Origin of the sequence: Prosthecodimorpha staleyi (genome assembly GCF_018729455.1) — a bacterium.
In the GTDB taxonomy this organism is placed as follows: Bacteria; Pseudomonadota; Alphaproteobacteria; order Rhizobiales; family Ancalomicrobiaceae; genus Prosthecodimorpha; species Prosthecodimorpha staleyi.
The window spans coordinates 255,854-281,529 of sequence record NZ_JAHHZF010000007.1; the positions used below are offsets into that span (position 1 = coordinate 255,854).

Annotated in this window: 22 protein-coding genes and 1 pseudogene; 14 read left to right on the forward strand and 9 right to left on the reverse strand. The window is 67.7% G+C overall.

Annotated features, from left to right (window positions below):
• Positions 1–24: 24 nt before the first annotated feature.
• The 4 genes from KL771_RS15790 to KL771_RS15805 are packed head-to-tail and all read left to right on the forward strand — an operon-like array spanning position 25 to position 3,761.
• Positions 25–783: an aspartate/glutamate racemase family protein gene (locus KL771_RS15790; protein WP_261969500.1), complete on the forward strand. Its 759-nt coding sequence runs from the start codon at positions 25–27 to the stop codon at positions 781–783.
• Positions 780–1,688 carry a polysaccharide deacetylase family protein gene (locus tag KL771_RS15795; RefSeq protein WP_261969501.1) on the forward strand — a complete coding sequence of 303 codons (909 nt, stop codon included), beginning with the start codon at positions 780–782 and terminating at the stop codon, positions 1,686–1,688. Before KL771_RS15790 ends, KL771_RS15795 begins: the two co-directional genes overlap by 4 nt.
• 8 nt (positions 1,689–1,696) lie before the next feature.
• The gene (locus KL771_RS15800) at positions 1,697–2,635 is read left to right on the forward strand and encodes a polysaccharide deacetylase family protein (protein WP_261969502.1); all 939 of its coding nucleotides are present in this window, start codon (positions 1,697–1,699) and stop codon (positions 2,633–2,635) included.
• Positions 2,616–3,761, forward strand: coding sequence for a M20 family metallopeptidase (locus tag KL771_RS15805; protein ID WP_261969503.1), 1,146 nt, complete (start codon positions 2,616–2,618; stop codon positions 3,759–3,761). Before KL771_RS15800 ends, KL771_RS15805 begins: the two co-directional genes overlap by 20 nt.
• A gap of 38 nt (positions 3,762–3,799) precedes the next feature.
• Here the strand turns inward: KL771_RS15805 and KL771_RS15810 are convergent, their stop codons facing one another.
• Positions 3,800–4,720, reverse strand: coding sequence for a LysR family transcriptional regulator (locus KL771_RS15810; protein ID WP_054359437.1), 921 nt, complete (start codon positions 4,718–4,720; stop codon positions 3,800–3,802).
• A 125-nt stretch (positions 4,721–4,845) separates the two neighbouring features.
• On the opposite strand from KL771_RS15810, the gene KL771_RS15815 reads away from it, so the two are divergent.
• The 8 genes and pseudogenes from KL771_RS15815 to KL771_RS15850 all read left to right on the forward strand — a co-directional run.
• Positions 4,846–6,231 carry an FAD-binding oxidoreductase gene (locus KL771_RS15815; RefSeq protein ID WP_261969504.1) on the forward strand — a complete coding sequence of 462 codons (1,386 nt, stop codon included), beginning with the start codon at positions 4,846–4,848 and terminating at the stop codon, positions 6,229–6,231.
• Between the two features lie 291 nt (positions 6,232–6,522).
• Positions 6,523–7,380, forward strand: coding sequence for a MurR/RpiR family transcriptional regulator (locus KL771_RS15820; protein ID WP_261969505.1), 858 nt, complete (start codon positions 6,523–6,525; stop codon positions 7,378–7,380).
• A gap of 300 nt (positions 7,381–7,680) precedes the next feature.
• Positions 7,681–9,246: an ABC transporter substrate-binding protein gene (locus KL771_RS15825; protein ID WP_261969506.1), complete on the forward strand. Its 1,566-nt coding sequence runs from the start codon at positions 7,681–7,683 to the stop codon at positions 9,244–9,246.
• Positions 9,247–9,406: 160 nt separating this feature from the next.
• Entirely contained in the window at positions 9,407–10,330 is a 924-nt protein-coding gene (locus KL771_RS15830) for an ABC transporter permease (protein WP_261969507.1), read from the forward strand.
• 5 nt (positions 10,331–10,335) lie between these two features.
• On the forward strand, positions 10,336–11,241 hold the full coding sequence (locus KL771_RS15835) for an ABC transporter permease (protein WP_261969508.1): 906 nt from the start codon (positions 10,336–10,338) through the stop codon (positions 11,239–11,241).
• On the forward strand, positions 11,238–12,944 hold the full coding sequence (locus KL771_RS15840) for an ABC transporter ATP-binding protein (RefSeq protein ID WP_261969509.1): 1,707 nt from the start codon (positions 11,238–11,240) through the stop codon (positions 12,942–12,944). Before KL771_RS15835 ends, KL771_RS15840 begins: the two co-directional genes overlap by 4 nt.
• Complete coding sequence (locus KL771_RS15845; protein WP_261969510.1) at positions 12,941–13,885, forward strand: DUF6963 family protein; 945 nt, start codon at positions 12,941–12,943, stop codon at positions 13,883–13,885. The genes KL771_RS15840 and KL771_RS15845 overlap by 4 nt, the downstream gene beginning before the upstream one ends.
• A gap of 323 nt (positions 13,886–14,208) precedes the next feature.
• Positions 14,209–14,526 (forward strand): annotated as a pseudogene (locus KL771_RS15850) (transposase); the annotation flags it as partial.
• Positions 14,527–14,537: 11 nt separating this feature from the next.
• Here KL771_RS15850 and KL771_RS15855 read toward each other — a convergent pair.
• The 8 genes from KL771_RS15855 to KL771_RS15890 all read right to left on the reverse strand — a co-directional run bounded on the left by KL771_RS15855 (position 14,538) and on the right by KL771_RS15890 (position 22,052).
• Entirely contained in the window at positions 14,538–15,371 is an 834-nt protein-coding gene (locus KL771_RS15855) for an SDR family NAD(P)-dependent oxidoreductase (protein WP_261969511.1), read from the reverse strand.
• A 52-nt stretch (positions 15,372–15,423) separates the two neighbouring features.
• Positions 15,424–16,077, reverse strand: a complete 654-nt coding sequence (locus KL771_RS15860) for an ATP-binding cassette domain-containing protein (RefSeq protein ID WP_261969512.1) — start codon at positions 16,075–16,077, stop codon at positions 15,424–15,426.
• Positions 16,078–16,079: 2 nt separating this feature from the next.
• Positions 16,080–16,817: an ABC transporter ATP-binding protein gene (locus KL771_RS15865; protein WP_261969513.1), complete on the reverse strand. Its 738-nt coding sequence runs from the start codon at positions 16,815–16,817 to the stop codon at positions 16,080–16,082.
• Positions 16,814–17,557, reverse strand: coding sequence for an ABC transporter ATP-binding protein (locus KL771_RS15870; protein ID WP_261969514.1), 744 nt, complete (start codon positions 17,555–17,557; stop codon positions 16,814–16,816). The genes KL771_RS15865 and KL771_RS15870 overlap by 4 nt, the downstream gene beginning before the upstream one ends.
• A gap of 3 nt (positions 17,558–17,560) precedes the next feature.
• Positions 17,561–18,586 carry a branched-chain amino acid ABC transporter permease gene (locus tag KL771_RS15875; RefSeq protein ID WP_261969515.1) on the reverse strand — a complete coding sequence of 342 codons (1,026 nt, stop codon included), beginning with the start codon at positions 18,584–18,586 and terminating at the stop codon, positions 17,561–17,563.
• Positions 18,587–18,625: 39 nt separating this feature from the next.
• Entirely contained in the window at positions 18,626–19,546 is a 921-nt protein-coding gene (locus KL771_RS15880) for a branched-chain amino acid ABC transporter permease (RefSeq protein WP_261969516.1), read from the reverse strand.
• A 142-nt stretch (positions 19,547–19,688) separates the two neighbouring features.
• Positions 19,689–20,975 (reverse strand): ABC transporter substrate-binding protein, encoded by a 1,287-nt coding sequence (locus KL771_RS15885; protein WP_261969517.1) that lies wholly within the window; start codon positions 20,973–20,975, stop codon positions 19,689–19,691.
• 153 nt (positions 20,976–21,128) lie between these two features.
• A complete protein-coding gene (locus KL771_RS15890; protein ID WP_261969518.1) occupies positions 21,129–22,052 on the reverse strand; it encodes an NAD(P)-dependent oxidoreductase in 924 nt (307 codons plus the stop codon).
• Between the two features lie 136 nt (positions 22,053–22,188).
• On the opposite strand from KL771_RS15890, the gene KL771_RS15895 reads away from it, so the two are divergent.
• Positions 22,189–23,052 (forward strand): MurR/RpiR family transcriptional regulator, encoded by an 864-nt coding sequence (locus KL771_RS15895; protein ID WP_261969519.1) that lies wholly within the window; start codon positions 22,189–22,191, stop codon positions 23,050–23,052.
• A gap of 79 nt (positions 23,053–23,131) precedes the next feature.
• A complete protein-coding gene (locus tag KL771_RS15900; RefSeq protein WP_261969520.1) occupies positions 23,132–25,060 on the forward strand; it encodes a bifunctional 5-dehydro-2-deoxygluconokinase/5-dehydro-2-deoxyphosphogluconate aldolase in 1,929 nt (642 codons plus the stop codon).
• The last annotated feature ends 616 nt before the right edge of the window (positions 25,061–25,676 follow it).

Consider the following 25,676-nt stretch of genomic DNA (forward strand, 5'->3'; position numbering starts at 1 on the left):
GTCGTCAACGGGCTCCAGCGATCCATGACCGCAATGTCGAACCGCATTCGCCTGCTCTACCAGCTGGTCAGTCCGCTGCATCGCACGGCCGGCCCGGCGGAGGTCGCCCGCCGCCTGGAGATGCTGCGCAGCTGGGCGCCCGGCCTGGAGGTCGACATCGCCTCGCCGTCGGAGGGTCCGCCGGCCGTGGAATCCGCCGCCGACATCGCGATGGTCTTCCCGGCGCTCAAGGACGCTGCCCTCGGCTGGCGCGACGACGGCTACGACGCGGTGCTGATCGGCTGCTTCAGCGACCCGGCGACCGAGGCGCTGCAGGAGATCTCCGGATTGCCGGTCTTCGGCCCCGGCGAGGCGGCGCTTCTGGAGGCGGCCGCGATCGGCGACCGCTTTTCCGTCCTCTCGTCCGACCCGACCCCACCCGGCCTGCGCCGCCGAATTCGCGGCATGGGGCTCGAACCGATGTTCCTCTCCGAGGTCCTGGTCGGCGGCACCGTTCGGGATCTGGTCCGGGACCCCGATCGGTACCTGCCCGCCATCGTCGCCCAGGCCCGCACATGCCGCAGCGAAGGGGCCGACGTGCTGGTTCTCGGTTGCCTCGCCATGTCCTTCGCCCCCGGCCTGCCCGATCGGCTCGGCGCCGCGGCGGGCATCCCGGTGATCAACCCTGTCGTCTCCGGCCTCAGGGCCGCTGAAGCGCAACTCGCCGCCCGGGGCGAAGCGATCCGGGAGCGGGCGCCGGTCGGCGTCCGGCCGGAGACCCCACGAGGAGACATCACACCATGACGATCCAATCCGAGGGCAGGCCAGCCGAGGCGGAGTTCGCCCACCTCCTCGCGGTCGCGGCCCGCCAGCGCGCGCGGCGTCTGCCGATCGACGGTTTCCGCTATCCGGCCGGTGTCCGCATCGCGGTCAACTTCACGCTCGACTTCGACGCCATGCTGCTGCGCCGGCTGCTCGAAGAACCGGCCGGCCAGCGCGCCAAGGGCGAGTTCGGCGGCCGCGTCGGGGTCTGGCGGCTGCTCGATATGTTCGACGCCAACGGCGTCAAGGTCACGCTCTTCACGCCCGGGCGGATCTGCGAACTCTACCCCGCCGCACTGCAACGGGCCGTTGCGGCCGGCCACGAGTTGGCCGACCACATGTGGCAGCACGAGGTCCCCGAGGATCCCGAGCGCGAGGAGGCCCATCTCGGCCGCGCGATCGAGGCCCTGCAGGCGATCGCCGGCCGACCGATCACCGGCACCCGCAGCAGCCATACCCCGGCGCTTCTGCGCCGGAAAGGCATCGTCTACAACTCCTTCACCTCCGCCCTCTACCGGCTCTTCTACGAGCTCGACGGGACCGGCGGCAATGCGATGCTGCAGTTGCCCTTCCACTATGCCCTTGATGACGCGATGTATTTCAGCTTCGGCTGGCTCGCGACCCCCAACGCCGCGCAGCGCATCATGGACGTCGACGAGGTGTTCGAGATCTGGTGGGCTGCCTTCGAGCACCAATACAAGGCCGGAGGCTACCTCAATTTCCTGCTCCATCCCTTCGTCTCCGGCCACGCGCTGCGCGTCGACATGCTCGAACGCCTGATCCGACGCATGCAGACCTTGCCGGGCGTCTGGTTCCCGACCTGCGGCGAACTCGCGGCGCACGTGTTCGAAAACCATCCCGTGCAATCCGTCCAGCAAGCGATGTGAGCGGCAAGATGCCCTGGAAAGACAACTACACCAGCTCCGACGAAACGACGGTCTTCGACGATAGGATCTCTTGGCCCTCTGGCGCGAGGATCGGCTTCAATCTGGTCGTCAACCTCAATCCGGCGAGCGGCGGCCGCGGCATCGACGCCAAGGATCTCGGCTCTCCGCAGTTTCATTTCGGCATGCATGAAGGCCTCGACGCCTTTCTCAAGCTGTTCGACGCGCTCGGCCTCGCCGCCACCTTCACGGTGCCGGCCCTGGTCGCCGAGGCCTATGCGGGCACGATCCGCTCCATCGCGGCCGCCGGCCACGAGATCGCCGCCCAGGGCCTCCTCGGTGAGGACCCGTCCGATCTTTCCGTGGAGGAGGAAGCCTGGCGGATGCGGCGGACGACCGAGACCATCGAGAAGACGATCGGTCGGCGCCCCGACGGCTGGTACGGCCTGCCGCGCCCCGACGACCGTTTCGCGACCGGCAGCCTGCGCCGCGAGACCATCGATCTCGCGATCGAGCAGGGCTTCCTTTACGTCGGCAACGGCCTCGCCGACGACCTGCCCTACTATTGGGTCACCGACCCGGCCGGTCCGCGATCGCTGCTGACGCTGCCCTACTACTATCATCTGGACGACACTTACTTTCTGATGTTTCCCCACGAGGGCACCGGTCTGGAGCGTCCGGCGCCACTGCTGCGCAACTGGCGCGCCGAATTTGCCGCCCAGTACCGCCGGGGACGCTATTTCCCCATGACGGTTTCGCCCGCGCGCTCCGGCTGGGGGCATCGTTTCACGATGCTGGAGACCTTCCTGCGCGAGGTCACGACCATGCCGAACGTGTTCGCCGCGAGCAGTCGCGAGATCGCGGCGCATTGGGCCGCGCATTTCCCCGCCGCCTCGACCCTGAAACTCCAACCCTCGATCTGGCGCGATCATGCCGACAGTCTCAGCTGACCCCGCGCCGAATCTGCTCGACAACGAGGTCCTGCTCGCCGGCCTCCGCCGCTGGGTGGAGATCGAGACTCCGACCGGCGCCGTTGTCGAGATCGGGCGCCTGCTCGACCGGATCACCGACGATCTTCGCCCGCTCGGCGCCGCGCTGGAGCGCATCCCCGGCCGTGACGGCATGGGCGACCATCTGATCGCACGCTTCGCCGGCGGCGCCGGCGCCGGCAGGGGCGTCCTGATCACCTGCCATCTCGACACCGTCTGCCCGCCCGGCTCGCTGCCGATGCGGCGCGACGGCGACCGCTTCTACGGTCCCGGCATCGCGGACATGAAGGGCGGCGCCTTTCTTGCCTTCGCTGCCTTGCGCGAAATTCTGGGCAGCGCGGAAGGCCTGCGCGGGCCGGTAACGCTGATCTACAACACCGACGAGGAGATCGGCTCGCCGACCTCACACGCATTGATCGAGCGGGAGGCGCGCGGGGCCGCGTGCGTGCTGGTGCCAGAGCCCGCGCGCGGCGACGAAGTCCTGACTTTCCGCAAGGGGCGAGCCCAATACGGCATCGACATCTTCGGCCGCGAATCCCACGCCGGCTCCGCCCATGCCGACGGCCGTAGCGCCATCTCCGAACTCGCCCGCACGATCGTCGCCCTCGACGCGCTGACGGACCCGGCGACCGAGACGACCCTCAATGTCGGCCGCATCGCCGGCGGCACCGAGCCCAATGTCGTCGCGGGCCATGCCCGCTGCGACATCGACGTCCGCTTCGTGGACGATGGGATCGGCCGGGCGATCGACCGCCGCATCCGAGGCCTCGTGCCGCAAGATCCGGACATCCGCATCGAGGTCGGCGGCGGCATCGAGAAGCCATGCCTGGCCCGGACCCCGGGAACCCTGGATCTCTTCGCCGTCGCCCGGCGCATCAACCAGGGCCTGGGCGTTCCGCTCGTCGAGACGCGCAGCGGCGGCGGGAGCGACGGCAATTTCGCCGCTGCGGTCGGGACTCCGACCCTCGACGGCCTCGGGGCGATCGGCAATGCCTGGCATTCGCCCGCGGAGCATATCGCGGTCTCCGCGCTGGCCCGTCGCGAGTTCCTGCTCAGGTCCCTCATTCAGGAACTTGCGGCCCGATGATCGACACCCGACGCGGCCCGGCAGCGTCGCTTGCCGCGTCAGGCACCATACTGACTGAACAGTGTCTTCACGCTCGCCGAGAACGCCCGCGACGCCGTCGACAGCGTGCGACCGGCCACTCTACAACAGGACAGCAGACCGCTGCCGATCGCCGTGTTGTCGACCCGAACGAAAGAAATTCGTTCCGGATGATATTGCAGGAACTGGCCGATCACCATGCTGACCCCAAGGCCGTTCTGTACCATTTGACGCAACAGCGTGAAGGAATTGGTTTCCATGACCGGGTGCACCTTCAACTGCGCCTTGGCAAAGGTGTCGTCCAGCATGCGGCGAAGCGCCAGCGACTTGTCCGGAAAGATGAACTTCTCGCCGGCGATTTCGTCCAGCCGGACCAGCCGCCGGCGCGCCAGCCGGTGGTCCAGCGACGTGATCAGGCACGTCTCGCGCTTCAGCGTCGACAGGACCTCGAGGTCCGCGGTCGGTGGGAAATTGTACCCGATGCCGATGTCCACGTCGCCATCCTGCAGTCGGCGAACGATCTCGGGCGTGTTCTCCACCATGACCGCATAGGTCAGATCCGGGAAATTGCTGTGGAAGTTGGCGATCAACCCGTGCAGCAGATCGCTGGCCACCACCTCGTTGACCGCCAGCCGCAGATGGCCCCGTTGCAAGCCCTTCAGCTCGTTCAGCTCCTCACCGACGATCACCAACTCGTTCATGATCGAGGCGACGCGATGCTGCAGGATCCGTCCCGCCTCGGTCAGTCGCAAGCCGGTCCGGCCGCGCTCCCGGTCGAACAGCTGCACCCCGAGCGTTGCCTCAAGATTGCTGATTTGGCGATTGATCGCCGACGGAGCGATGTTGAGTTGTTCGGCCGCACGGCGAAACGAACCGTAGTGGGCGACCTCGATGAAGTAGCGAAGGCTGGGGAGTCGAGCGAGGTTTGTGCTGATGGCCATCGATACACTTCTGGCATGCTGTTGCCACGTCATCGGCGAATATAATGCAATCATTTGAGGTCACAAGGGAAACATTCGGGTCGACTGGCAGCCGTTGCGCGGCACCACCCGACATGAGGGGAACAATGACGACGCGACATCCCGCCATCGACGATCTTCTCGGACGGCTCGGCGTCGGCGGCCTCATCGTCGATCCGGCCGATTGCGCCCGCCATGCGGCCGACCTGTCGGGAGAGCCCGGTGCCGTTCCGGTGGCGGTGCTGCGTCCGACCGATACCGACGCCGTCGCCGACGCCTTGCGCATCTGCCGCCGCCACGGCCTGCCGATTGTTCCCCAAGGCGGCCGCACCGGCCTCTCGGGCGGTGCGGTCTGCCTCGATGGCAACGCTGTCCTGTCGCTTGAGCGGATGTCCGGCGTGATCGCCGTCGACCCGGATGCCATGACGATGTGCGTCTGGGCCGGCACGCCGCTGCAAACGGTTCAGGAACGGGCCCGCGCGGTCGGCCTCGACTATCCGGTCGACATCGGCTCGCGTGGCTCAGCCACGATCGGGGGGACGATCGCCACCAATGCCGGGGGCATCCGCGTAGTCCGCCACGGCATGACGCGCCAGCACATCCTGGGTCTGGAGGTTGTGCTGCCCGACGGTACCGTCCTGGACGGCCTCGGCGAATTGCTGAAGGACAACGCGGGATACGATCTGAAGCACCTGTTCATCGGCAGCGAGGGCACTCTCGGCATCGTGACCAGGGCGATTCTGCGTCTGGTCCCGGCGACGGTGCGGACCAGTACCGCGCTTCTCGGTCTCGCCGGTTTCGACACTGCGCTGTCGCTGCTCGCCTCGGCGCGCCGGCACTTCGGTGCGGATCTGGTCGCCTTCGAGGGCATGTGGCCGTCCTATTGGGATTTCGTCTGCGGCGAGGCTAGGCTGGCCCGTTCACCGCTGGCCGGTCGGCACGGCATCTATGCCCTGGTCGAGACGGCGCACGACCGGTCCGACGGCGAGGCCGCGTTCGAAGGATGGCTCGGCGAACATCTCCAGGCCGGACGGGTCGAGGACGGCGTCATCGCCCAATCGCTGGCCGAGACACGGGCGATCTGGTCGGTCCGCGAGGCCGTCGGCGATGTCGATCCCGCCCTCGGCCCCCACATCAATTTCGATCTCGGCATCGCGCCGAGGCTGCTCGGCCGCTTCGTCGAGGCCTGCGATGCGGCCCTCGGCCGCCTTGGCGTTCGCCGCAGCCTTCATCTCGGCCATATCGGCGACGGCAACCTGCATCTGCTCGTCGCCACCGGCCACGAACAGCCCTGCAGTGCCCACGCCATCGAGACGGTGGTTTATGGGCTGGTCGACGAATGGTCCGGAACGGTGACGGCCGAGCACGGCGTCGGGACCATCAAGCGTCAATGGCTCGCCCGCTGTCGGACTGAAAACCAGCTGGCGGCGATGCGGCAGCTGAAAGGCCTGTTCGACCCGGACGGCCTCCTCAATCCCGGCAAGGTCGTGTGACGCGTCGTCGAGACACGACGGTCGGTCGCATGGCGGACCGACCGCGCTGATCGCCGACGACGATCCCGTCGCCACGCTCGCCCAGGCTCCGTCATCCCGATCGGCTACATGGGCGCCCACGCCATGATGCTCGCCGATTAAAGGGGAAGGGCGTCGGGGGGGGGGCGACGTCCCCGAACTGATCGATCCCGGCCGGATCCGGTATGCCGCGCGGGTCGGAAAGCGCGCACTTCAAATCTGGACCGAACCGGCGTAAGACCGGTTGTCAGGTTTCAGATTTGAAAAAACGCCATGGCCGAAGCGACACTCTCCCAGCGCATCCTCGAGAGCTATGACGATCTGACTCGCCAAGAGCGCCGGTTGGCCGATCTCCTGTTGGAGAATCCCGACCTGCTGGGACTGCATTCGGCGACGGAGATCTCCGGGAAGGCGAACGTCTCCAAGGCCACCACCGCGCGCTTCTTCCGTCGGCTCGGCTATGCGAGCTTCAAGACGGCCCAGAAGAAGGCGCGCGAGGGCAGCAATGCGCCGGAGCCGCGGTCGCGGCCGGAGAAGCTGGAGCGCAAGGTTGGGCGCGGCCAGCTGGCCGACCATCTTGCCGGCGATGTGCAGAACCTCGTGCGCACCATCGAGACGCTGCGCAGCGACGAGCTGAACATGGCTATCCACTTGCTGGCGCGAGCGGAAAAGTTCTGGGTCGTCGGCTTCGGCGACAACTATCCGCTCGCCCATTTCGCCCGGGCTCTGCTCATCCGCATCAAGCCGGACATCCGCATGATCCCGATCGGCGGCTTCTCGGTGCCTGAGGAGTTTGCCTCGATCAGCCCGACCGACGCCATGCTGGCGCTCGGGGTCGGGCGCAAGACGCGCAATCTGCGCTCGATCATGCGTTCGGCGATCCGCGCCGGCGTCCAGGTGATCTATCTCACCGACCAGGCCGCGCGCGGCTCTGCCGAGGTCGCCAATGTCACGCTGCGCTGCCGCACGCGGGGCGTGTCGGTCTACGAGTCGGTTGTCGCTCCGGTCTCGCTGATCACCTATCTCTGCTCGGCGGTCGCCCTGCGGATCGGCGAGGACGCGATCGAGCGGCTGCATTTCATCGAACACATCCATGAGGAATGGGGCGATCTGGTCCCCGGCGATCTCTAGCACGCAGATCATTTGTGAACCGAAATCGGCGAAAAAGGCCGAATTGGTTTCAGCCGAGGAAATATATTGATCAATTCTGAAATTGTGTTGACTTGTTTTCCGGCCTAAATCAGCTTGGCCCCCAAGCGGAAGGCCACGTCACGCGCCGCATCTCCCCGGGGACCATGATCCCGACCGGAGGCGGCGACCGTCACGACATCGGACATCATGAGGGACCCCTTGCGGACACGCCGTCCGCGAGATCGCTCCCTCATGTCCGCAGGCTCTTCGTGCCAGGATCTAACAACGGGGTCAGGAACGATGGTTGCTATTCGCCGTCTAACAAGAAGCTGTGCCGTCGCCGGCGCGATCGGCCTTGCCTGCGTCGGGACCGTGCAGGCCAAGGATATCGTCTGGGCGCGGTATGGCGATATCGACACGCTCGACCCGCACAAGGCGACCAGCACGCTGTCGCTGCAGGTCTGGAGCCTGATCTACGACACGCTGCTGGCCACCGACAAGGACGGCAATCCGGTCCCCAATCTGGCCAAATCCTGGACCGTGAACCCGGCGGGCACGGAATATGTGTTCACGCTCAATGCGGGCGCGGTCTGCCATGACGGCTCGCCGCTCGATGCCAGCGACGTGAAATACACTGTCGACCGCGCCTTCGACCCGGCCAGCCCGAGCGTCACCAAGGCGAGCTGGGGCCCGATCAGCAAGGTCGAGGTCGTCGACCCGCTGACGGTGAAGTTCACGCTCGACAAGCCCTTCGTCGCGCTGGTGCCGTTCCTGGCCGACAGCTTCTCGTCGATCCTGTGCGATAGCAACAAGGGTGCGGCCGGTTTCGGCACCAGCACCGCCGTCGGCTCCGGACCGTGGAAGCTGGTCTCCTGGACCAAGGGCGACCGGATCGTCCTCGCCAAGAACCCGGGCTACCGGAACTTCGGCAAGCTCGCCGCCAACAAGGGCGCGCCCTACATGGACGGGCTCGTCATCTCGGTGGTGCCGGAGCCGCAGGCGCGCCTCGCCGCACTCAAGACCGGCGAGGTCGATATCGCCGAGCCGCCGCTGGACGATGTCGAGGCCCTGAAGGCGTCGGGCGCGCTGAAGGTCGTCGTCGCCGGCAATACCGGGCAGAACGTGTTTTGGGAATTCGCCGCCCATCGCCCGCCCTTCAATGATGCGCGCGCCCGCCTGGCCGTCGGCCACGCCACGGATGCCGCCGCGGCGATCAATCTGGTCTATGGCGACCTCTCGCTGCCCGAAGCCTGCCCGGTCTCGCGCGGCGTGTTCGGCAACGACCAGGACGTCTGCCTGAAGCATCGGCCGAACTACGATCCGGCCAAGGCCAAGGCGCTCTTGAAGGAACTTGGCTACGGCCCCGGCAAGCCGCTCGAGACCAGCATGCTGGTATGGACTGGCGGCAACCGCCAGAAGCTCGCCGAGGTGTTCCAGGCACAACTCGCCGAGGTCGGCATCAAGGCCAATATCGAGATGATGGACATCGGCACCATGAATGCCCGCGTCCGCCGGGAGAACGAGACGGCGACCGGCAAGGGCAGCATGGATATGATGACCTGGTCCTGGTACGACCCGGACATCCTCTATGCCCTCTGGCATTCGCCCGGCGCCTATCGCGGCTATACCTCGCCCGAACTCGACGCGATGCTGGACGAGACCCGCGTGCTGACCGATCCGGCCGCCCGCAAGGCCAAGGTGCAGGACGTGTTCAAGTATCTGCTCAGCAAGGGCATCCATATCCCGCTCTACACGCCCGGCTGGGAATGGGTCTTCGCCGCCCGCCCGGCGGTGGAAGGGTTCCAGGTGGCGCCCTTCGTCTATCCGGTCTTCAACGACGTGAAGATCGCCGACAAGAAGTCCTGATCGCACAGGGCGGGTCCGGGCGACGCTCGGTACCGTCATCACCCCCCGAGTTCGGATCGAGGCGGATGGTTGCCGTCCGTCTCGACAATCCATTCCCCTCGCTCTTCGAGTGCGAGGTGCAACGGTCAGTCCGGGTCCACCAGCAGGGCAGCAAAGTCCCATGTGGCGCTACGTTCTCGGTCGCCTCGCCATGGCGTTCCTCACCATCTTCGTGACCACCGTGGCGGTGACGCTGCTGATCCATCTGGTGCCCGGCGATCCCGTGCAGATCATGTATTCGCAGAGCCAGGGCACCACGCCGGAGCAGATCGAGGAGATCCGCCGCAGCCTGGGGCTCGATCAGCCGATCTACATCCAGTACCTAACTTTTGTCGGCAAGCTGCTGCATGGTGACCTCGGCCACACCATCCGCGGCCACCAGCCGGTGCTCGACGTGATCATGCAGCGGCTGCCCAACACGCTGCTTCTCGCCTCCGCCGCCATGATGGTCGCCATCGCCATCGGCCTGCCCATCGGCTTCCTCGCGGCCTACAAGCGCGGCACCCTGCTCGACACCAGCCTGATGATTGGCGCCATCGCGGGCGTGTCGATCCCCCATTTCTGGCTCGGCCTGCTGCTGCTCCTGGTCTTCGCGGTCGATCTCGGCTGGTTCCCGGTCAGCGGCACCGGCCTTGCCAATCTGGTGCTGCCGGCGGTGACGCTCGGCCTGTCCAACGCCGCCGTCATCGCCCGCATGACCCGCTCCTCGATGATCGACACCATGCACCAGGACTTCGTCCGCACCGCCGAAGCCAAGGGGCTGCCCAAGGCCGTTGTGTTGCACCGGCATGTGCTGCGCGCCGGGCTCGTCCCGATCATCACCATGATGGGACTGCAGTTTTCCTTCATGATGGGCGGCGCGATCGTGGTCGAGAACATCTTCGCCTGGAACGGCGTCGGCCGCATGGCCATCGAGGCGATCTTCCAGCGCGACTACCCGGTGATCCAAGGCTTCATCCTGACCTTCTCGACCGTGGTCGTGCTGGTGTCCCTCCTGATGGACACCGTCTACGCCCTCGTCGACCCCCGCATCCGCCGGAGCTGACGGCCATGAGCGACAGCACGGGCGACATGGCCGACGAACCGATGCCGGCCCCCATCCAGCCCGCCGCTTCGCGTGGCGGCCTTGGCTTCCTGATACGCGTGGCGCGCACGCCGGCCGGCATGATCGGGCTCACGCTCGTCGGCGTGCTCGTCCTGAGCGCTGCCTTCGCGGATGTCCTGGCGCCCCATTCGCCGATCAAGATGGGCGTCGGCAAGCGCTTCCTGCCGCCGAGCCTCGCCTATCCGCTCGGCACCGACGAGTTCGGCCGCGACCTGTTCTCGCGCATGCTGCACGGCAGCCGGCTGACCCTGATGATCGGCGCCATCGCGGTCGGCATCTCGATGACGGCGGGCCTGCTCGTCGGCCTGGTCGCCGCCTATCGCGGCGGCTGGACCGAGCGGGTACTGATGCGGCTGACCGACGTGCTCCTGTCCTTCACGGAAACGCTGATCGCGCTCGCCTGCGTGGCGGTGCTCGGGCCGAGCCTGACCAATGCGATGATCGCGGTCGGCCTCGCCGGCATTCCATTCTATGCCCGCACCTGCCATTCCGCCGTGCTGGTCGAGCGCTCGAAGCCCTATTTCGAGGCGAGCGTCGCCGCCGGCGCCGGCCATGTCCGGCTGGTCTTCCTGCATCTCCTGCCCAATGTGCTGCCGACCATGATCGTGGTCGCCACGCTCGGCATCTCCGGCGCCATCCTGGCCGCGGCGGGACTGAGCTTCCTCGGTCTCGGCGCGCAGCCGCCGCAGCCGGAATGGGGCGCCATGCTGTCCGGTGCGCGCGACTACATGAACCGCGCGCCCTGGCTGATGGCGATCCCCGGCATCGCCATCGCGTTGACGGTGCTCGGCTTCAACCTGCTCGGCGATGCCCTGCGCTCCGCCCTCGACCCGCGGGAGACCGGTTCATGAGCGATCATCCGGTGCTCGCGGTGAGCGACCTCCGCGTCGCCTTCGGTCGTGGCGCGCAGGCGCGGCAGGTGGTGCGGGGGCTTTCGTTCCAGGTTGCGGCCGGCGAGACGCTGGCCATCGTCGGCGAGTCCGGTTCGGGCAAGTCGGTGACCGCGCTCGCCATCATGGGACTTCTGCCGAAGCCGGCGGCAAGGCTGGAGACCGGCAGCATCCGGCTGCTCGGCGAGGACCTGGTGTCGCTGCCTGCCGAGACCCTGCGCCGCCGGCGCGGCGAGCGGATGGCGATGGTCTTCCAGGAGCCGATGACCTCGCTCAATCCGGTCCTGTCGATCGGACGGCAGATGACGGAGGGACTGGTCGCGCATGGTGGGGCCTCGGCGCGCGCGGCGCTCGCCGAGGCGGCGCAGATGCTCGAACGGGTCGGCATTGCCGATGCAGCGGAATGCCTGCGGCGCTATCCGCACGAGCTCTCCGGCGGCATGCGCCAGCGGGTGATGATCGCCGCCGCCATGATGATGCGCCCGGCGCTGCTGATCGCCGACGAGCCGACGACCGCGCTCGATGTCACCGTGCAGGCGCAGATCCTCGATCTCCTGCGCGATCTCACCCGCGAGACCGGGACCGCGCTGATGCTCGTCACGCATGACATGGGGGTGGTCGCCGAGATGGCCGATCGCGTCCTGGTCATGCGGCACGGCGTCGGGGTGGAACAGGCCGATGTCCGGCGGCTTTTTGCGGCGCCCGCGCAGCCCTACACCCGGCGCCTGCTCGCCGCCGTGCCGCGCAGCGACACCGTCCCGTCCGAGGCGGCCGCACCTGTCGGCGGACCGCCCCTTCTGGTCACGCGCGACCTCTCCAAGAGCTTCGGCTCGGGCCGGCTGTTCGGGCGCGGCACGCCGAAGCGGGCCCTGGACGGCGTCGGCTTCAGCCTCGGCCGGGGCGAGATCCTCGCCGTGGTCGGCGAGAGCGGCTCCGGCAAGTCGACGCTCGGCCGGGCCGTGGCGCGGCTGATCGATGTCGATGCCGGGTCCATCACCTTCGACGGGCAGGACCTCGTCCGGCTCTCCGGCGGGGCGCTGCGCCGCAAGCGCGCCGGCATCCAGATGATCTTCCAGGACCCCTATGCCTCGCTCGACCCGCGCTTCACCATCGGGCGCACCATTGCCGAGCCGATGCTGATCCACGGCCATGCCAACCGTGCGGAGGCGCCGGGGCGGGCGGAGGCGCTTCTGGAGCGAGTGCGGCTGGAGCGCGGCATGGCCGGGCGCTATCCGCACGAATTTTCCGGCGGCCAGCGCCAGCGCGTCGCCATTGCCCGCGCGCTCGCCGCCGAGCCGCAGGTGATCATCGCCGACGAACCGACCTCCGCCCTGGATGTGTCGGTACAGGCGCAGATCCTCGATCTGTTGGCGGATCTGCGGGCCCGGGACGGGCTGTCCTTTCTGTTCATCTCCCACGATCTCGCCGTCGTGCGCCGCATCGCCGACCGGGTGGCGGTGATGCGCGCCGGGCGCATCCTGGAGATCGGCCCGACCGAGGCGGTGCTGCAGGCGCCGGCCCATGTCTACACGCGCGCGCTGCTCTCCGCCGCCCCGGTGCCGGACCCGCTGCAGCGCGAGCGGCCACGGCTCCGCCTTCCCGGCGCGGGCTATCCGGCCGGACCTCTCGTCGAAATCTCTCCCTCGCACTGGGTCGCATCATGACGATCGGCATTGCAGCCTATGGACCCAATGCAGGTCTTTCGATCCTGCGCGCGCTGGCGGCGGTCGAAGCCGTCGGGCGCGGCGCCATCGGCGGTTTCGTCAGCATGGTCGCGCTGTCGTCCAGCGGCGCGGTGCTGCGCGCCGAGACGCAACAGGGCGGCAGCCGCGGCCTGTTTCCGGACGGCTTCGGCGCCGCTCCGCCGGACCTGACCGCCGCGGCGGTCGCCGGCCTGATTTCGAGCGGGCCGAACCGCCCCGAGCCGCTGGCGCAGTTCACGCCGGCCCTCGGCGGGGTCGGACTGGTCACCGGTCACCGCATGCCGAACACCGCCGGCGTCAGCGGCCGGCAGGTCAACGAGGAGGTGCTCGATCGGCTCCGCCAGGGCACTTCGGCGGAACGGGCCGTCGATGAGGTGTTGCGTGCCAACCCGCTCGCCGATGCCGGCGTCATCGCTCTGACCGTCGATGGCGATCTTCATGCCGCGGACACGGACTATGTCGCCCGGCGCGGGGATTCCGGGCGGGCGATCGTCGGATCGCGGGCCACCGGCGCGGTCGTCGGCGTGCTGCACAATTCCATCCACCCCTACCGTCCGCTCGCCGCCCTGGCGGCCGAGGTCGCACTCGATGTCATGCAGCCCGCCGACCGGGTCGACGGCTGGATCACCATCCGGGCGGGCGCCGTCCTGCGGGCCGGCACCGAGAACGCGGTGGAAATCGACCAGGACGGCCTGGTCGAGGCCATCGTCGTCGAGGATCACCGCTTCCTGACCGGCGCCTGGAGCGTGGGGCTGGGCTACCAGACCCTGGTCGTCAGGGCCGGGGCGCCGATCGGGACCATGCTGCTGGAGCCCTACATGGTCGTCCGTGACGGCCGCGTGCTCACGGTCGACGGCCGACCCGAGCAATCCGTGCCCATCCGCACCGCCCGCGTCAGATAGGCAGCGCCGCCGGTCAGCCGGCACCGATTTCCGCGAGAGCCGCCCTCAGGCTCTGGCCGAACAGGACGGCGATCACCTCCAGTTCGGCCTCGGTGGCGATATAGGGCGGCGCCAGGATGACGGTGTCGCCGGCGGTGCCGTCGACATTGCCGCCAGAGGGATAGCAGATCAGGCCGCGCTCGAAGGACGCGTTGCGGATGCGCAGATAGAGATTCTCGGCTGGGTCGAACGGGGTCTTGTGGGCCCTGTCAGTTCAGCCGTCGGTGTGAACGAACTTGGCGATCATTCGCCTTGGCTTCTGGATGATGAAGGGCGCCCACGACGCCGTCTTCCCGGACCCGACGGTGCAGACCTGCATCGTCCATCTGATGCGAAACTCGCTGGACTTTGCCTCCTGGAATGACCGCAAGGAGTTGGCAGGCGGACTAAAGGCGATCTACGCCGCCCTCGACGACAAGACGGCCGAGGCGTCTCTGACCGCCTTCGAAGTCGGTCCCTGGGGCCGGAAATACCCGGCCATCGGTCAGATCTGGCGCCGCGCCTGGCAGGAGGTCATCCCGCTCTTCGCCTTCCCGAAGGACGTTCGGCGGATCATCTACACCACCAGCGCCATCGAGGCCTTGAACTCAAACCTTCGACGGGATTTCGAAAGTTACTGGCTCGCCGTGATCCCACCGTCGACGAACACCACCTGTCCGGTGACGAAGTTCGAGGCAGCGGAGGCCAAGAACAGCACAGCGCCGGCGACATCGATCGGGTCGGCGATCCGGCCGAGCGGTATCCGGGCCAGGATCGCGTCCCGGAAATCCGGCCGGTCGTAGACGTGGCGGATCAGTTCGGTGTTGACGAAGGTCGGCGCGACGCCGTTCACGGTGATCCCGTGCGGGGCGAGTTCCATGGCGTGCTGCTTGACCAGCATAGCGAGCGCGCCCTTCGTGGCGCAATAGGCCGAATAGCCCTTGCCTCGGATCGCGAGTTGGGAGCGAACGGACAGGAGATGGATGTGCCGCCGGCCGTCGCCGCCGTCAGTGACCTGATGCCGGGACACGGCCTGGGCGAGAAACATGGCCGCCTTCAGATTGACGGAATAGACCTTGTCGAAGCTCTCCTCGCGCACGTCCAGGAGCGGCTCCTCGATCTGGATGCCCATGCTGTTGACGAGAATGTCCAGGCGTCCGAACCGGCGATGAGCGGCGGCCACTGCCCGCCGGATCGAGCCGGTTTCGGTCGCCTCCATCCCGAACCCCGCGGCCGGTCGACCGGTCGCGGCCTCGATCGCGGCGGCAAGCGCCTCGGTCCGGGCCGGATCCCGGCCGGTCACCGCGACCTGCGCGCCGGCGCCGGACAGCGCATACGCGATGGTCTCTCCGAGGCCGCCGGTCGCGCCCGCGACCAAGGCGGTTCGGCCAGTCAGGTCGAAGAGGCCCCGCATGGCGGCGAGATCGACCGGCGGAGCGATCGGCGTCGGGGCGTCGTCGGTCACCATGGAACTCCATCCCGAAACGGCGACGGGCAGAACCGAACCGCGACCCTTCCCGTCATGCCAGAGCCTCCGCTTGGGCGGCCATTTCGCGCCCGAAATACTGACGGACCCGATCGTCGCCGACGAGGTCGGCGAAACCAGCCTTCGCCTCCGCCCGCCCGCCATGCACCAGCAGGAAGCGCTCAGAGATCTCCTTCAGGATTTCCAGATGATAACGCGCGGTCGGGTGCAGGCACACGAATACCAAACGGCCTTCGCGTCGCAACTTCCGAAAGAAATCGAGCATGAAGCCGATATAGCCGTCCTGGGTGTTGAATTGCGGTTCGTCGAAGAGATGGAGCACCGGCTGCGGCGTCGGCGAGGCATCCAGGAAGACGGAGGGGATGCGCCGCTTGAAGGCGCGGACCTGGTAGGACTGGTGATAGTGGATCGCCAGCCGGTCGCGCTCGCGATACTTGACGCGGTGAATGTCCTGGCCGGCGACGAGCACGCGACCGGCGCTCGGCTCGTTCGACCCGGTGATCATCTCGAAGAGCGTGGTCTTGCCGGCACCGTTGGGGCCGATCACACCGACGATCGCGCTCTCCGGAAAGCGGAGATCGGCTTCCAGCCGGAAGGTCGGGCGGCGGGCGACGAGGCCCGTCCGGTAGACCTTGGCGACGCCGTCGAGGACGAGGAGGGGCGCGGAGGTCGCGGTCTTTGGGAGCATGGTCACGTTCCGATCAACTGGCGGCGCAGGACAGGGTCGTCACGCAGCCGCCCGGCTTCGCCCGCCCAGGCGATCCGGCCCCGGTCGAGCACCACGGCCCGATCGGCGACCGACAGCGCCAGCGCGGCATTCTGCTCGACGACGATCGAGGCCACACCCTCGTCGCGGAGGCGTCGGATCGTGGCGAGGACGTCCTCGACGATGCGCGGCGCCAGTCCCTGGCTCGGCTCGTCGAGCAGGACCAGGCCGGGAGAGCCGAGCAGGGCGCGCGAGATCGCTGCCATCTGCATCTCGCCGCCCGACAGGTTCTCCGCCTCGCGGTGCAGGAGGTGCTCCAGGGCCGAGAAGATGCCGCAGGCCTCCTTGAGGCTCCAGGGCCGGAACCGGGTTCGCTTGCGGGCGATCGCGAGGTTCTTCGACACGGTCAGGGTCGGGCACAGACGGCGATCGTCGGGGACCCAGCCGATCCCGGCCCGCGCGATCCGGTAGGTCGGCCAGTCGGTGACCTCGGCGCCGTCGAACCGGACCCGCCCCTGCCGCGGCCGGGTCAGCCCCAGGATGGACCGGAGCGTCGTCGTCTTGCCGGCTCCGTTCGGGCCGAGCAGCGCCAGCACCTCGCCGGGTCCGACCGAAAGCGAGACGTCGAACAGCACCTGGCTCTCGCCGTAGAAGGTGTCGATCCCCTCGACCGCGAGCAAGGGCGAGGCCGCGCGGTCGTCGCGCCGGGCGAGCGCCGTCATTGCAGTCTCCCGAGGTTGGATCGGCGGACCCAGTCGTTGGAGCGGAGGTCCCGGGGCGAGCCCCTGGCGATCACCTGGCCCCAATGGACGACAGAGACCCGGTCGGCCAGGCGGAACAGGAACTCCATGTCGTGTTCGATCGCCACGATGGCGAGGCTGCCCTTCAGGGTCCCGATCAGCTGGGCGAGCCGTGCGACCCCGTCCGACCCGAGACCGGAGGTTGGCTCGTCGAGGCACAGCACCCGCGGGCGCTGCGCCAACGCCACCGCGATCTCCAGCGCCCGTCGATCGCCGTAGGCGAGATCCTTGGCGCTCAGGCGGGCCTTGTCGGCGAGCCCGACCCGCGCCAGGACGTCGAGCGCCTCCGCCTCGAATCCTCTGTCGCCGACGGCGGCGCGTCGCATGTCGAAGCCGCGCGCCCGGAACGTGGGCAGCGCCACGGCGACGTTCTCGAGGGCGGTGAACTCGTTGAACAGGGTCATGATCTGGAACGACCGGGCCACCCCGAGCGCGGCGATCGCGTGCGGGCTGAACCCGGTCACGTCCCGGCCCGAGACAATCACGCGCCCGCGGCTCGGCCGGACCCGGCCTGTGAGCACATTGAAGAACGTGGTCTTGCCGGCCCCGTTCGGCCCCATGATGCCATGGAACTCCGCCTCCTCGACCGTGAAGGAGATGTCTTCCAGCACGACCCTGTCCCCGAACCGGACGTGGATGTCCCGCGCTTCTAGCACCGCCATGACCTACACCTTCAGAACCTGGGCGAGCGCGGCCGAGCCGCGGAGCCGCAACCGTTTCAGATCGACGCCCTTAGTCGCGGCCTGCCAGGCTCCCGCGATACCCTCGGGCCGGAACAGCACGACGAGGATGAAGAGGAGGCCGAACCAGAGCATCCACGTGTTCGTGACAGCGCCGATCACATCGCGCGCGACCAGGAAGACGACCACCCCGACGACCGGCCCCCAGAAGCTGACCAGGCCGCCGCCGACGAGCACCATCATCACAACATAGCCGGAATGGTGCAGGCTCATCACGTCCGGGAAGGCCGAGTTCTGCGCCATGGCGAACAGCCCGCCGGCCAGGCCGGACAGAGCCGCCGACAGGGTGAAGACGCTCATCTTATAGACGCGGACGTGGTAGCCGAGATGGGCGGCCCGGGTTTCGCTCTGTCGGATGGCCGACAGCACGCGCCCGAACGGCGAGTGGGTCAGCCGCCAGAGGCCGACCACGACGACCAGGAACGCGGCCAGTACGAAGTAGAACAGGCTGACGTTGTCGGTGATGTCGAAGGCGGCGATGCCGAGGTCGACCGGCGGCCGGGCGATCTTCAGGAGCCCGTCCTCGCCGCCGGTCAGGTCGCGCAGCTTCATCGCCATGAACCAGAAGATCTGCCCGAACGCGATGGTCATGAAGGCGTAGTAGATGCCGCGCCGATGCGAGATGAAGGCCGCGACGACGAGGCCGGCCAGAGCCCCGGCCAGCAAGGCGCCGGTCAGGCAGACCCACAGACCCGGCGCGACATGCAACTGCGTCAGGCCGAAGGCATAGGCGCCGACCCCGAAATAGGCGCCGTGCCCGAAGGACGGCAGGCCGGCCGTGCCGAGCAGCAGGTTGTAGGCGAGCGCATAGATCGACCAGATCAGGATCTCGACGCCCAGATAGGGATAGAGGCCGATCTTTGTGATCCAGAGTGGCACGGTGGCGAGCACCACGCCAAGCGCCAGCATCATCGGCGTGACGAGCCGGGCGGCGTGCGGAGACGGGGTCATGAGCGTGTTCCCGGGTCGGCAGGGATCGGTTGTGACATTTCAGGCTTCCAGAATGCTCTTCTTGCCGAACAAACCGCGCGAGCGGACCGTGACCACGGCGACCAGGAGCAGGTACATCGAAAGGAGCGACCATTCGGACGCGTAGGCACCGGTCAGACCGACCACGAGGCCGACCATCAAGCCGGCCACCACAGCGCCCCAGAACGAACCGACGCCGCCGAGCACGATGACCAGGAAGGCCGGCACGACCGCGTCGACGCCCATATGCGGGCGGATGCCCCAGATCGGCGCCATGATGATGCCGGCGAACGCCGCCAGCATGGTCCCGAGCACGAACACGCCGGTCCGCAGCGTCGCGAGGTCGAACCCGAGCGCTCGCACCATTTCGCTGTCGTGGGCTCCGGCCTTGATCACGGCGCCGTAGGGCGTCTTCTCGATGAAAAGCCAGGTGAGCAGGATGACCCCGGCCGCGACGGCTGCCGCATAGAACCGGTAGGTCGACCAGATGAGGTCGCCCGCGATAAAGCCGCCCGCGATGGTGGTGGGCGTCGGCAGCGAATAGTCGCGGGTGCCCCAGATCGACCGGATGGCCTCCTCGATCACCATGGCGACGCCAAAGGTCAGGAGCAGCCCGTAGAGCGGGTCCTTGCCGTAGGTCCGCCGCAAGGCAAGTTCCACGACAGCGCCGACGAGACCGACGATCATGGGGGCGATCAGCAAGGTGAGCGCATAACGCATGCCCAGGCCCTGTCCGACCCACCACTCGAAGAGACCTGGCGGCAACGGCGGCTGCGGACCGAGCAGGACGACCGCGACATAGGCTCCGAGGGCGAACAGGGATCCGTGCGCCAGGTTGATTTGCTCCATCACCCCGACGATCAGCATGAAGCCGAGGGCGATCAGGGCGAAGAGCAGGCCAAGCGTCAGGCCGTTCACGATGTGGGGCAGCAGGTCGAACATCGGAGCCTCGGGATTGCCTCGTCTCGGCGCCGGGCCGGCGCCGAGGATCGTGCCGGCCGGTAGATCGTCGCGCCGCGGCGGGCGCAAGGCCCGCGTCGGCGGATGCGACCCTCCCCGACGCGGGGGGCGAGGAGGGCGCGCCTCACGCGTCGACCGTGGGCACCTGATCGTGCGGAACCAGCTTGCACTTGCCGGCCGCAGCCTCGTCCACGACGTCCTGCGGCCGCGTCCACGACAGGATCTCGTAGAGATCCGTCGGGTCGGCCGGCTTCACGTTGCGCCGAGCGAGATAGATCGTCTGTTGCAACTGATGCGTCGCCGGATCCATGTAGGCTTCGAAGTGCTGCATGCGATCCTCGGCGGGAATGCGCAGCGCCTCAAGTTGGCGGATGATCTTGATGTTGTTGGTCGAGCCGGCTCGTTCGATCGCGCGGAGGAGTTCGCGCGTCGCCATGTAGCCGTTGTAGGAGACGTTGCCCGGGACCGGGATGGCGCCGCCGTCCGCAGCGGCTTTCCACTTCGCCACGAATTCCGGGACGCCCGGCAGCGCGAGCTTGTGGTACCAGGTCGTGCCGAACACGCCGAACAGGGTGTCGGGCTGGCCCCAGATGTCCGGCCAGTCCTGCTGGTTGTTGATCCAAGCCGGCTTGCCGTCGAGCTTCAACTGCGCGACCTGGGTCCGGAGCGCCTTAATGTCGTCGCCGCCGATGGCGGTGGCGACCACATCGGGCTTCAGCTGCTGGACCTTGAGCAGGTAGGAAGTGAAGTCGCGAGTGTTCTGGGGCACCAGCAGGTTGTCGACGATGCGCCCGCCGGCGGCTTCGACCAGCGCCTTCGTGGCGTTCGAGGTCGAATGGCCCCAGACGTAGTCGTTCGTCAGCAGGAGCCAGTTCTTGCCGATGCTCTCGACCGCGTTGCGGACGGCGGCCTTGGAGAAGTTGGAACCATTGCCGTCCCACACGAACTTGACGCGCGAGCAGTTCTCGCCGGCCTCGCTCGGAGCGGACGAATTGGTGTTCAAGTAGATGATCCCGTGCTTGGCGGCGACCTGCGTGATCGCGTTCGCCACGCCCGAATGCACCGCGCCGATGAGGAAGGCGGCCTCCTCGCGCACAAAGCGCTCGGCGATGCGGGTTCCGGTCGCCGGCGTGGTCTCGGTGTCGGCGGTGATCCATTCGATCTTCCGTCCGAGCACGCCGCCGCGGGCATTCGCCTCGGCGATGGCCATGCGGATGCCGCGCAGATCGTCCTGACCGGAATTGCCGTATTGCCCGCTCGCGTCGCAGGTCAGGCCGATCTTGATCGGCTTCGACTGGGCGTAGGCGCGGTTGTGATGCCACGGGCCGAAGAACGAACCGACCCCCGCGAGGGCGGCGGCCGTCGCGCTGCCCTGAAGCAGCCGGCGACGAGACACTTCACGTTCAGACATGGCGCTCCCTCCTTGTATCGTTGGATCGGTGTTCCGATCATCGAGTGTGACGATTGGCCTGGACCCGGACCGGTTCGGATCAACGGCCCGAACTGTCGTGGCTGGCGCGTCTTGGAGATCGGTCGGACGCCCTTCGTCCGATCGGAAAGGACTTCAGGCGGCAGCGCCGCAAGCCGGTCGGCGAGCGATCCGTGCCCCGGTCAGGTTTTCCTGCGCCTTCCCCAGCGAGCCGACATACTCGCCGCCGAAACCCATGGCGGAGGCGAGCACGAAGGCCTGGTGCACGGCCTCGCCGAGATGCGAAGGGAGATTCAGGCTCTCCGTCATGTGCGTGTAGTAGCGCAGATCCTTCCGGGCGAGGTCGAGCCCGAACCGCAGCCCGTCGAAGGTGCCGGCGAGCATCGAGGGGGCGACCATCTGGAAGATGCCTGAATTGGCGCCCCCGGCCGAAACGACGCGGACGAAGGCATCCAGGTCGAGCCCGGCCTCTGCGCCGGCAGCCATGGCCTCCGCGATCAGAGCGATCTGGCCCATGGCGAGGAAGTTGTTGACGAGCTTTGTCTTATGGCCGGCTCCCGGGCCGCCGACATGGAAGATGTTCTCGGCGAAGGCTTTGAGGACCGGCTCGACCCGGGCGAAGATCGCCGGTTCGGCGCCGACCATCACGTTGAGCCGTCCTTCCGCGGCCTCTTTGGGCGTCCGGGCGAGAGGCGCATCGACGAAGGCGGTCCCGGATCGCGCGAAAGCCTGGCAGAGCTTGGCGCTCGACGACGGTTCGCTCGTCGAGCAATCCATCACGATCAGACCGTCGCGGGCGGCTGCCAGCAACCCCTTCGGGCCATCGCAGATCGCCTGCACCTCCGGCGAACCCGTGACGCAGATCACGACGATGTCGCAGGCCGCCGCCACGGCGGCAGGATCACGACCTTCCACGGCCCCGCGCCGCACGAGATCCTCGACCGGCGCCCGGTTGCGGTTGCCGAGAATCGTGGTGGGAAAGCCCTTCTCAACCAGGTTCCCGGCCATGCCATGGCCCATCAGTCCGACACCGATGAAGCCGACGCGCGGTTTCTCCATCCTGGTCCCTCCCGGTCTCGCGACCTGACTTGGAATTTTTATTCTATTGATCTTATCTCATAGAATGCCTATTCTATTTCAGCTGTCAATGTGGAATTTCTGGATCGGATCCGATCCGGCCTCTCCGGGACCCGCCATGAGCCTCGAAAAGATCGCCGCCCCCCGTACCTACGAGGACCTCACCTCCCAGCTCGCGCAGCGGCACGGCAAGCTGTCCGATCGGCTCCGCCAGATCGCCGAATTCGCCGTCCGGCACCCGAACGACATGGCGCTCGGCACGGTCTCGTCGCTGGCGCAGGCGATCGGCGTTCAGCCCTCGGCCATGCTGCGCTTCGCCAACAGCCTCGGCTACGACGGTTTCTCGGAGATGCAGCAGGTATTCCGCGCCCGACTGGTCGATGCGGCCAGCCCCAGTTACCGGGATCGGATCGCCTCGATGCGCCGCGGCCAGGACGGCGACCGCCGCGTCGGGGATCCGGCGGACGTCCTGGCCGAGTTCGTCGCCGACGACATCGCGTCCCTGGAGTCGCTCTATGCCGCGGTGCCTGCCGGCAAGCTCGATCAGGCCGTCCGCCTGCTCGCGGAGGCCGACACGGTGTTCCTGCTGGCCCAGGGGCGCTCGTTTCCGATCGCCTACTATCTCGACTACGGCCTGTGCCGGCTCGATCTCAGGAGCCATCTGCTCGACGGTGTCGGCGGCCTCGTGCATCAGCGCGCCCGGGTCATGACGACCCGCGACGTGCTGGTGGTGGTGAGCTTCAAGGATTATGCGCCGGACACGCTGCGGGTCGCCACGGAGGTCGCCGCACGCGGTGTGCCGGTCGTCGTGATCACGGACGTGCCGCTCAGTCCCTACGCAGCCCTGGCGACGCTGTCGCTCGAGGTCGGCGAGGCCTCCAACAAGCCCTTCCGGACCCTCGTCGCCCCGATCTGCCTGGCACAGACCCTGGTCGTGGCCATCGGCCACCATCTCGCGGCTCGCAACGGCGCCATCTCGTGACAGCCGGCGAAGGGGCCGCGTCCCGGTCTCCGCCCATCCTCCTCATGCTCGAGCGCCCGGTGCGCCCTGGAGTGTCCTCATGAGCCCCACGACCGATCCGCGCCGGTTCGATCTTGTCACCCTCGGCCGCGCCGCCGTGGATCTCTATGGAGAGCAGGTCGGTGGCCGGCTCGAGGACATGGGAACTTTCGCCAAGTATCTGGGCGGCTGCCCGGCCAACATCGCGGTCGGTGCCTCTCGACTCGGATTGCGGGTGGCGATGATCGCCCGGGTCGGCGACGAGCATATGGGGCGTTTCGTGCGCGAGTCCCTGGCACAGGAGGGCGTCGACGTCTCGCAGGTTCGGACCGACCCGCATCGCCTGACCGCTCTCGTCATTCTCGGCATCCGGGACGAGAACACCTTTCCGCTCATCTTCTACCGCGAGAACTGCGCCGACATGGCTGTGACCGGCGCCGACATCGATCCCGATTTCGTGGCCTCGGCCAAGGCGCTCCTGGTCACGGGCACGCATTTCTCGACGGCCGGCACCGCAGGCGCTTCGCGGGCCGCCATGGCGGCGGCCCGGCAGGCCGGAACGCGCGTGATCCTGGACATCGACTACCGGCCGGTTCTGTGGGGCCTCACCGGTCACGGCATGGGCGAGTCGCGGTTCGTGGCCTCCGACACGGTCTCTCGCCATCTCCAGGCGATCGTTCCGGACTGTGACGTCGTGGTCGGCACCGAGGAGGAAATCCACATCGCGGGCGGCTCGACCGACACCTTCGAGGCCCTGCGGACCCTACGCTCGCTGACCGCCGCGGCCCTCGTCGTGAAGCGCGGCGCGGCCGGCTGCACAATCTTCACCGGACCGATTCCCGACACCTTCGCGGACGCTATCGACGTCCCGGGCTTCCCGGTCGATGTCTTCAACGTGCTGGGCGCCGGTGACGGCTTCATGGCCGGGCTTTTGCGCGGATGTCTGCGCGACGAGCCATGGGAGCGGGCCGGGACGCTCGCCAATGCCTGCGGCGCGCTCGTCGTGTCACGGCACGGCTGCGCGCCCGCCATGGCGAGCACAGCCGAACTCGACGATTTCCTGGCCCGGGCCGACCGGGTGACCCGGCTGCACGACGACGCGCGCATCCTGCATCTGCATCGCACCACGACCGGGCGGCCCCAGCCCGAGTCCATCACGGCATTGGCTTTCGATCACCGCCAGCAATTCGTCGATCTCGCCGCCGCGGTCCGTGCGCCGGTAGAGCGGATCGGCGTCCTGAAGGGCCTCATCGCCGAGGCGCTGCTGGGTCTGCCGGGTCACCGGGCCGGCGCGCTGGTGGACGGTCGCTTCGGGCGAGAGGCGCTGGCGAGGCTGACGGGGACGGGGCGCTGGATTGCGCGGCCGGTGGAACGGCCGGGCAGCCGCCCGCTCGCGTTCGACTTCCCCGAAGAGCCCGCGCTCCATCTCCGCACCTGGCCGATCGAGCACGTCGCCAAGTGTCTGGTTACCTACCGGGCGGACGACCCGGACGATCTCTGCAGCGCCCAGGAGGCGAGTCTCCTCGCGCTCCAGCGCGCCTGCCACGGCACGGGCCGTCGCTTTCTGCTCGAAGTCATTCCCACCGGATGGGAAGCCGATCCAGGGTCGGTCACGGCGGCCGTCGAGCGACTCTACGAGGCCGGCCTCACGCCCGACCTGTGGAAGCTGCCGCCGATGGAGCGGCCGATAGACTGGGCCACGGTCAGCGGGGCGGTTCGCCGGCTCGATCCGCAGTGCGGCGGGATCCTCGTTCTCGGGCTGGATCGGCCCGAGCCGTCGCTCGCGACCGCCTTCGAGGCGAGCGCGGGGCTCGACGGCATCCGCGGCTTCGCCATCGGGCGGTCGGTGTTCCGTGCCGCGGCCGAAGGCTTTCTGAGCGGCCGGCTCGGCCCGAGAGAGACGATCGAAGCGGTTCGGGTCCGCTACTCAGCCCTGCTGATGGTGTGGGATCGGTTCCACGCGCCGGCGCCCGTCGGCTCGGTCGCCTGACGGGGGACCGGAACGACCTGCAGCGTCAGAAACTCGCGCGCCTGTTCGAGGCGCTGCGACCCGCGCAGCAAGTCGGCTGGATCGCGACCATCAGCGATCCGGTCGCGCGATGCCTTCAGCAACCGGTCGCGGGCCAGGAGGCGAACCCGAAGCCGGTCGACGAGTCGTCCCGGTCGCGGCCGGTGGACGATCAGCACTTCGTGCACGAGGCGGGCGGTCCCGCGCGGCGATGACGGATGCTGGCATTGCATGGCTGTTTGATGCGCTTAGGGCTCCGTATTGAAAACCTGCCTTCCGGAGCCGGGTGGGGCCGATGATCCGTTTCGATGCCAGTCGCGATCGGATGACAGTTCGACGATCACTGATAGCGCGCAAGCGAACCATCTGGATGGCAGAGAGATTTGGATCTGTGGTCCTTCCCCTCCGCCAGTTATTCCATGATTATATTCTCTCGGAGATGCGACCGTTTTGAATATGTCTTTATTTTCAAAAGTTTTTATTGCGTGCTGTGAAACTGTGATCTTGTAAAGTTTGATTTTTTTCTCTGCCTGAACCGGTTTTTCTGGACCAGTGTACCTCACATCTTCAGTGCCCGGCTCGGATGTTGGCAGAATTC

Coding starts and splice junctions, on each gene's coding strand:
- KL771_RS15885 (WP_261969517.1), bottom strand. CDS start 20,975: ATGTCTGAACGTGAAGTGTCTCGTCGCCGGCTGCTTCAGGGCAGCGCG.
- KL771_RS15855 (WP_261969511.1), bottom strand. CDS start 15,371: ATGGTGACCGACGACGCCCCGACGCCGATCGCTCCGCCGGTCGATCTC.
- KL771_RS15860 (WP_261969512.1), bottom strand. CDS start 16,077: ATGCTCCCAAAGACCGCGACCTCCGCGCCCCTCCTCGTCCTCGACGGC.
- KL771_RS15790 (WP_261969500.1), top strand. CDS start 25: ATGACCGCAATGTCGAACCGCATTCGCCTGCTCTACCAGCTGGTCAGT.
- KL771_RS15805 (WP_261969503.1), top strand. CDS start 2,616: ATGCCGACAGTCTCAGCTGACCCCGCGCCGAATCTGCTCGACAACGAG.
- KL771_RS15815 (WP_261969504.1), top strand. CDS start 4,846: ATGACGACGCGACATCCCGCCATCGACGATCTTCTCGGACGGCTCGGC.
- KL771_RS15880 (WP_261969516.1), bottom strand. CDS start 19,546: ATGTTCGACCTGCTGCCCCACATCGTGAACGGCCTGACGCTTGGCCTG.
- KL771_RS15870 (WP_261969514.1), bottom strand. CDS start 17,557: ATGGCGGTGCTAGAAGCGCGGGACATCCACGTCCGGTTCGGGGACAGG.
- KL771_RS15890 (WP_261969518.1), bottom strand. CDS start 22,052: ATGGAGAAACCGCGCGTCGGCTTCATCGGTGTCGGACTGATGGGCCAT.
- KL771_RS15820 (WP_261969505.1), top strand. CDS start 6,523: ATGGCCGAAGCGACACTCTCCCAGCGCATCCTCGAGAGCTATGACGAT.
- KL771_RS15810 (WP_054359437.1), bottom strand. CDS start 4,720: ATGGCCATCAGCACAAACCTCGCTCGACTCCCCAGCCTTCGCTACTTC.
- KL771_RS15865 (WP_261969513.1), bottom strand. CDS start 16,817: ATGACGGCGCTCGCCCGGCGCGACGACCGCGCGGCCTCGCCCTTGCTC.
- KL771_RS15895 (WP_261969519.1), top strand. CDS start 22,189: ATGAGCCTCGAAAAGATCGCCGCCCCCCGTACCTACGAGGACCTCACC.
- KL771_RS15900 (WP_261969520.1), top strand. CDS start 23,132: ATGAGCCCCACGACCGATCCGCGCCGGTTCGATCTTGTCACCCTCGGC.
- KL771_RS15800 (WP_261969502.1), top strand. CDS start 1,697: ATGCCCTGGAAAGACAACTACACCAGCTCCGACGAAACGACGGTCTTC.
- KL771_RS15830 (WP_261969507.1), top strand. CDS start 9,407: ATGTGGCGCTACGTTCTCGGTCGCCTCGCCATGGCGTTCCTCACCATC.
- KL771_RS15835 (WP_261969508.1), top strand. CDS start 10,336: ATGAGCGACAGCACGGGCGACATGGCCGACGAACCGATGCCGGCCCCC.
- KL771_RS15845 (WP_261969510.1), top strand. CDS start 12,941: ATGACGATCGGCATTGCAGCCTATGGACCCAATGCAGGTCTTTCGATC.
- KL771_RS15825 (WP_261969506.1), top strand. CDS start 7,681: ATGGTTGCTATTCGCCGTCTAACAAGAAGCTGTGCCGTCGCCGGCGCG.
- KL771_RS15795 (WP_261969501.1), top strand. CDS start 780: ATGACGATCCAATCCGAGGGCAGGCCAGCCGAGGCGGAGTTCGCCCAC.
- KL771_RS15840 (WP_261969509.1), top strand. CDS start 11,238: ATGAGCGATCATCCGGTGCTCGCGGTGAGCGACCTCCGCGTCGCCTTC.
- KL771_RS15875 (WP_261969515.1), bottom strand. CDS start 18,586: ATGACCCCGTCTCCGCACGCCGCCCGGCTCGTCACGCCGATGATGCTG.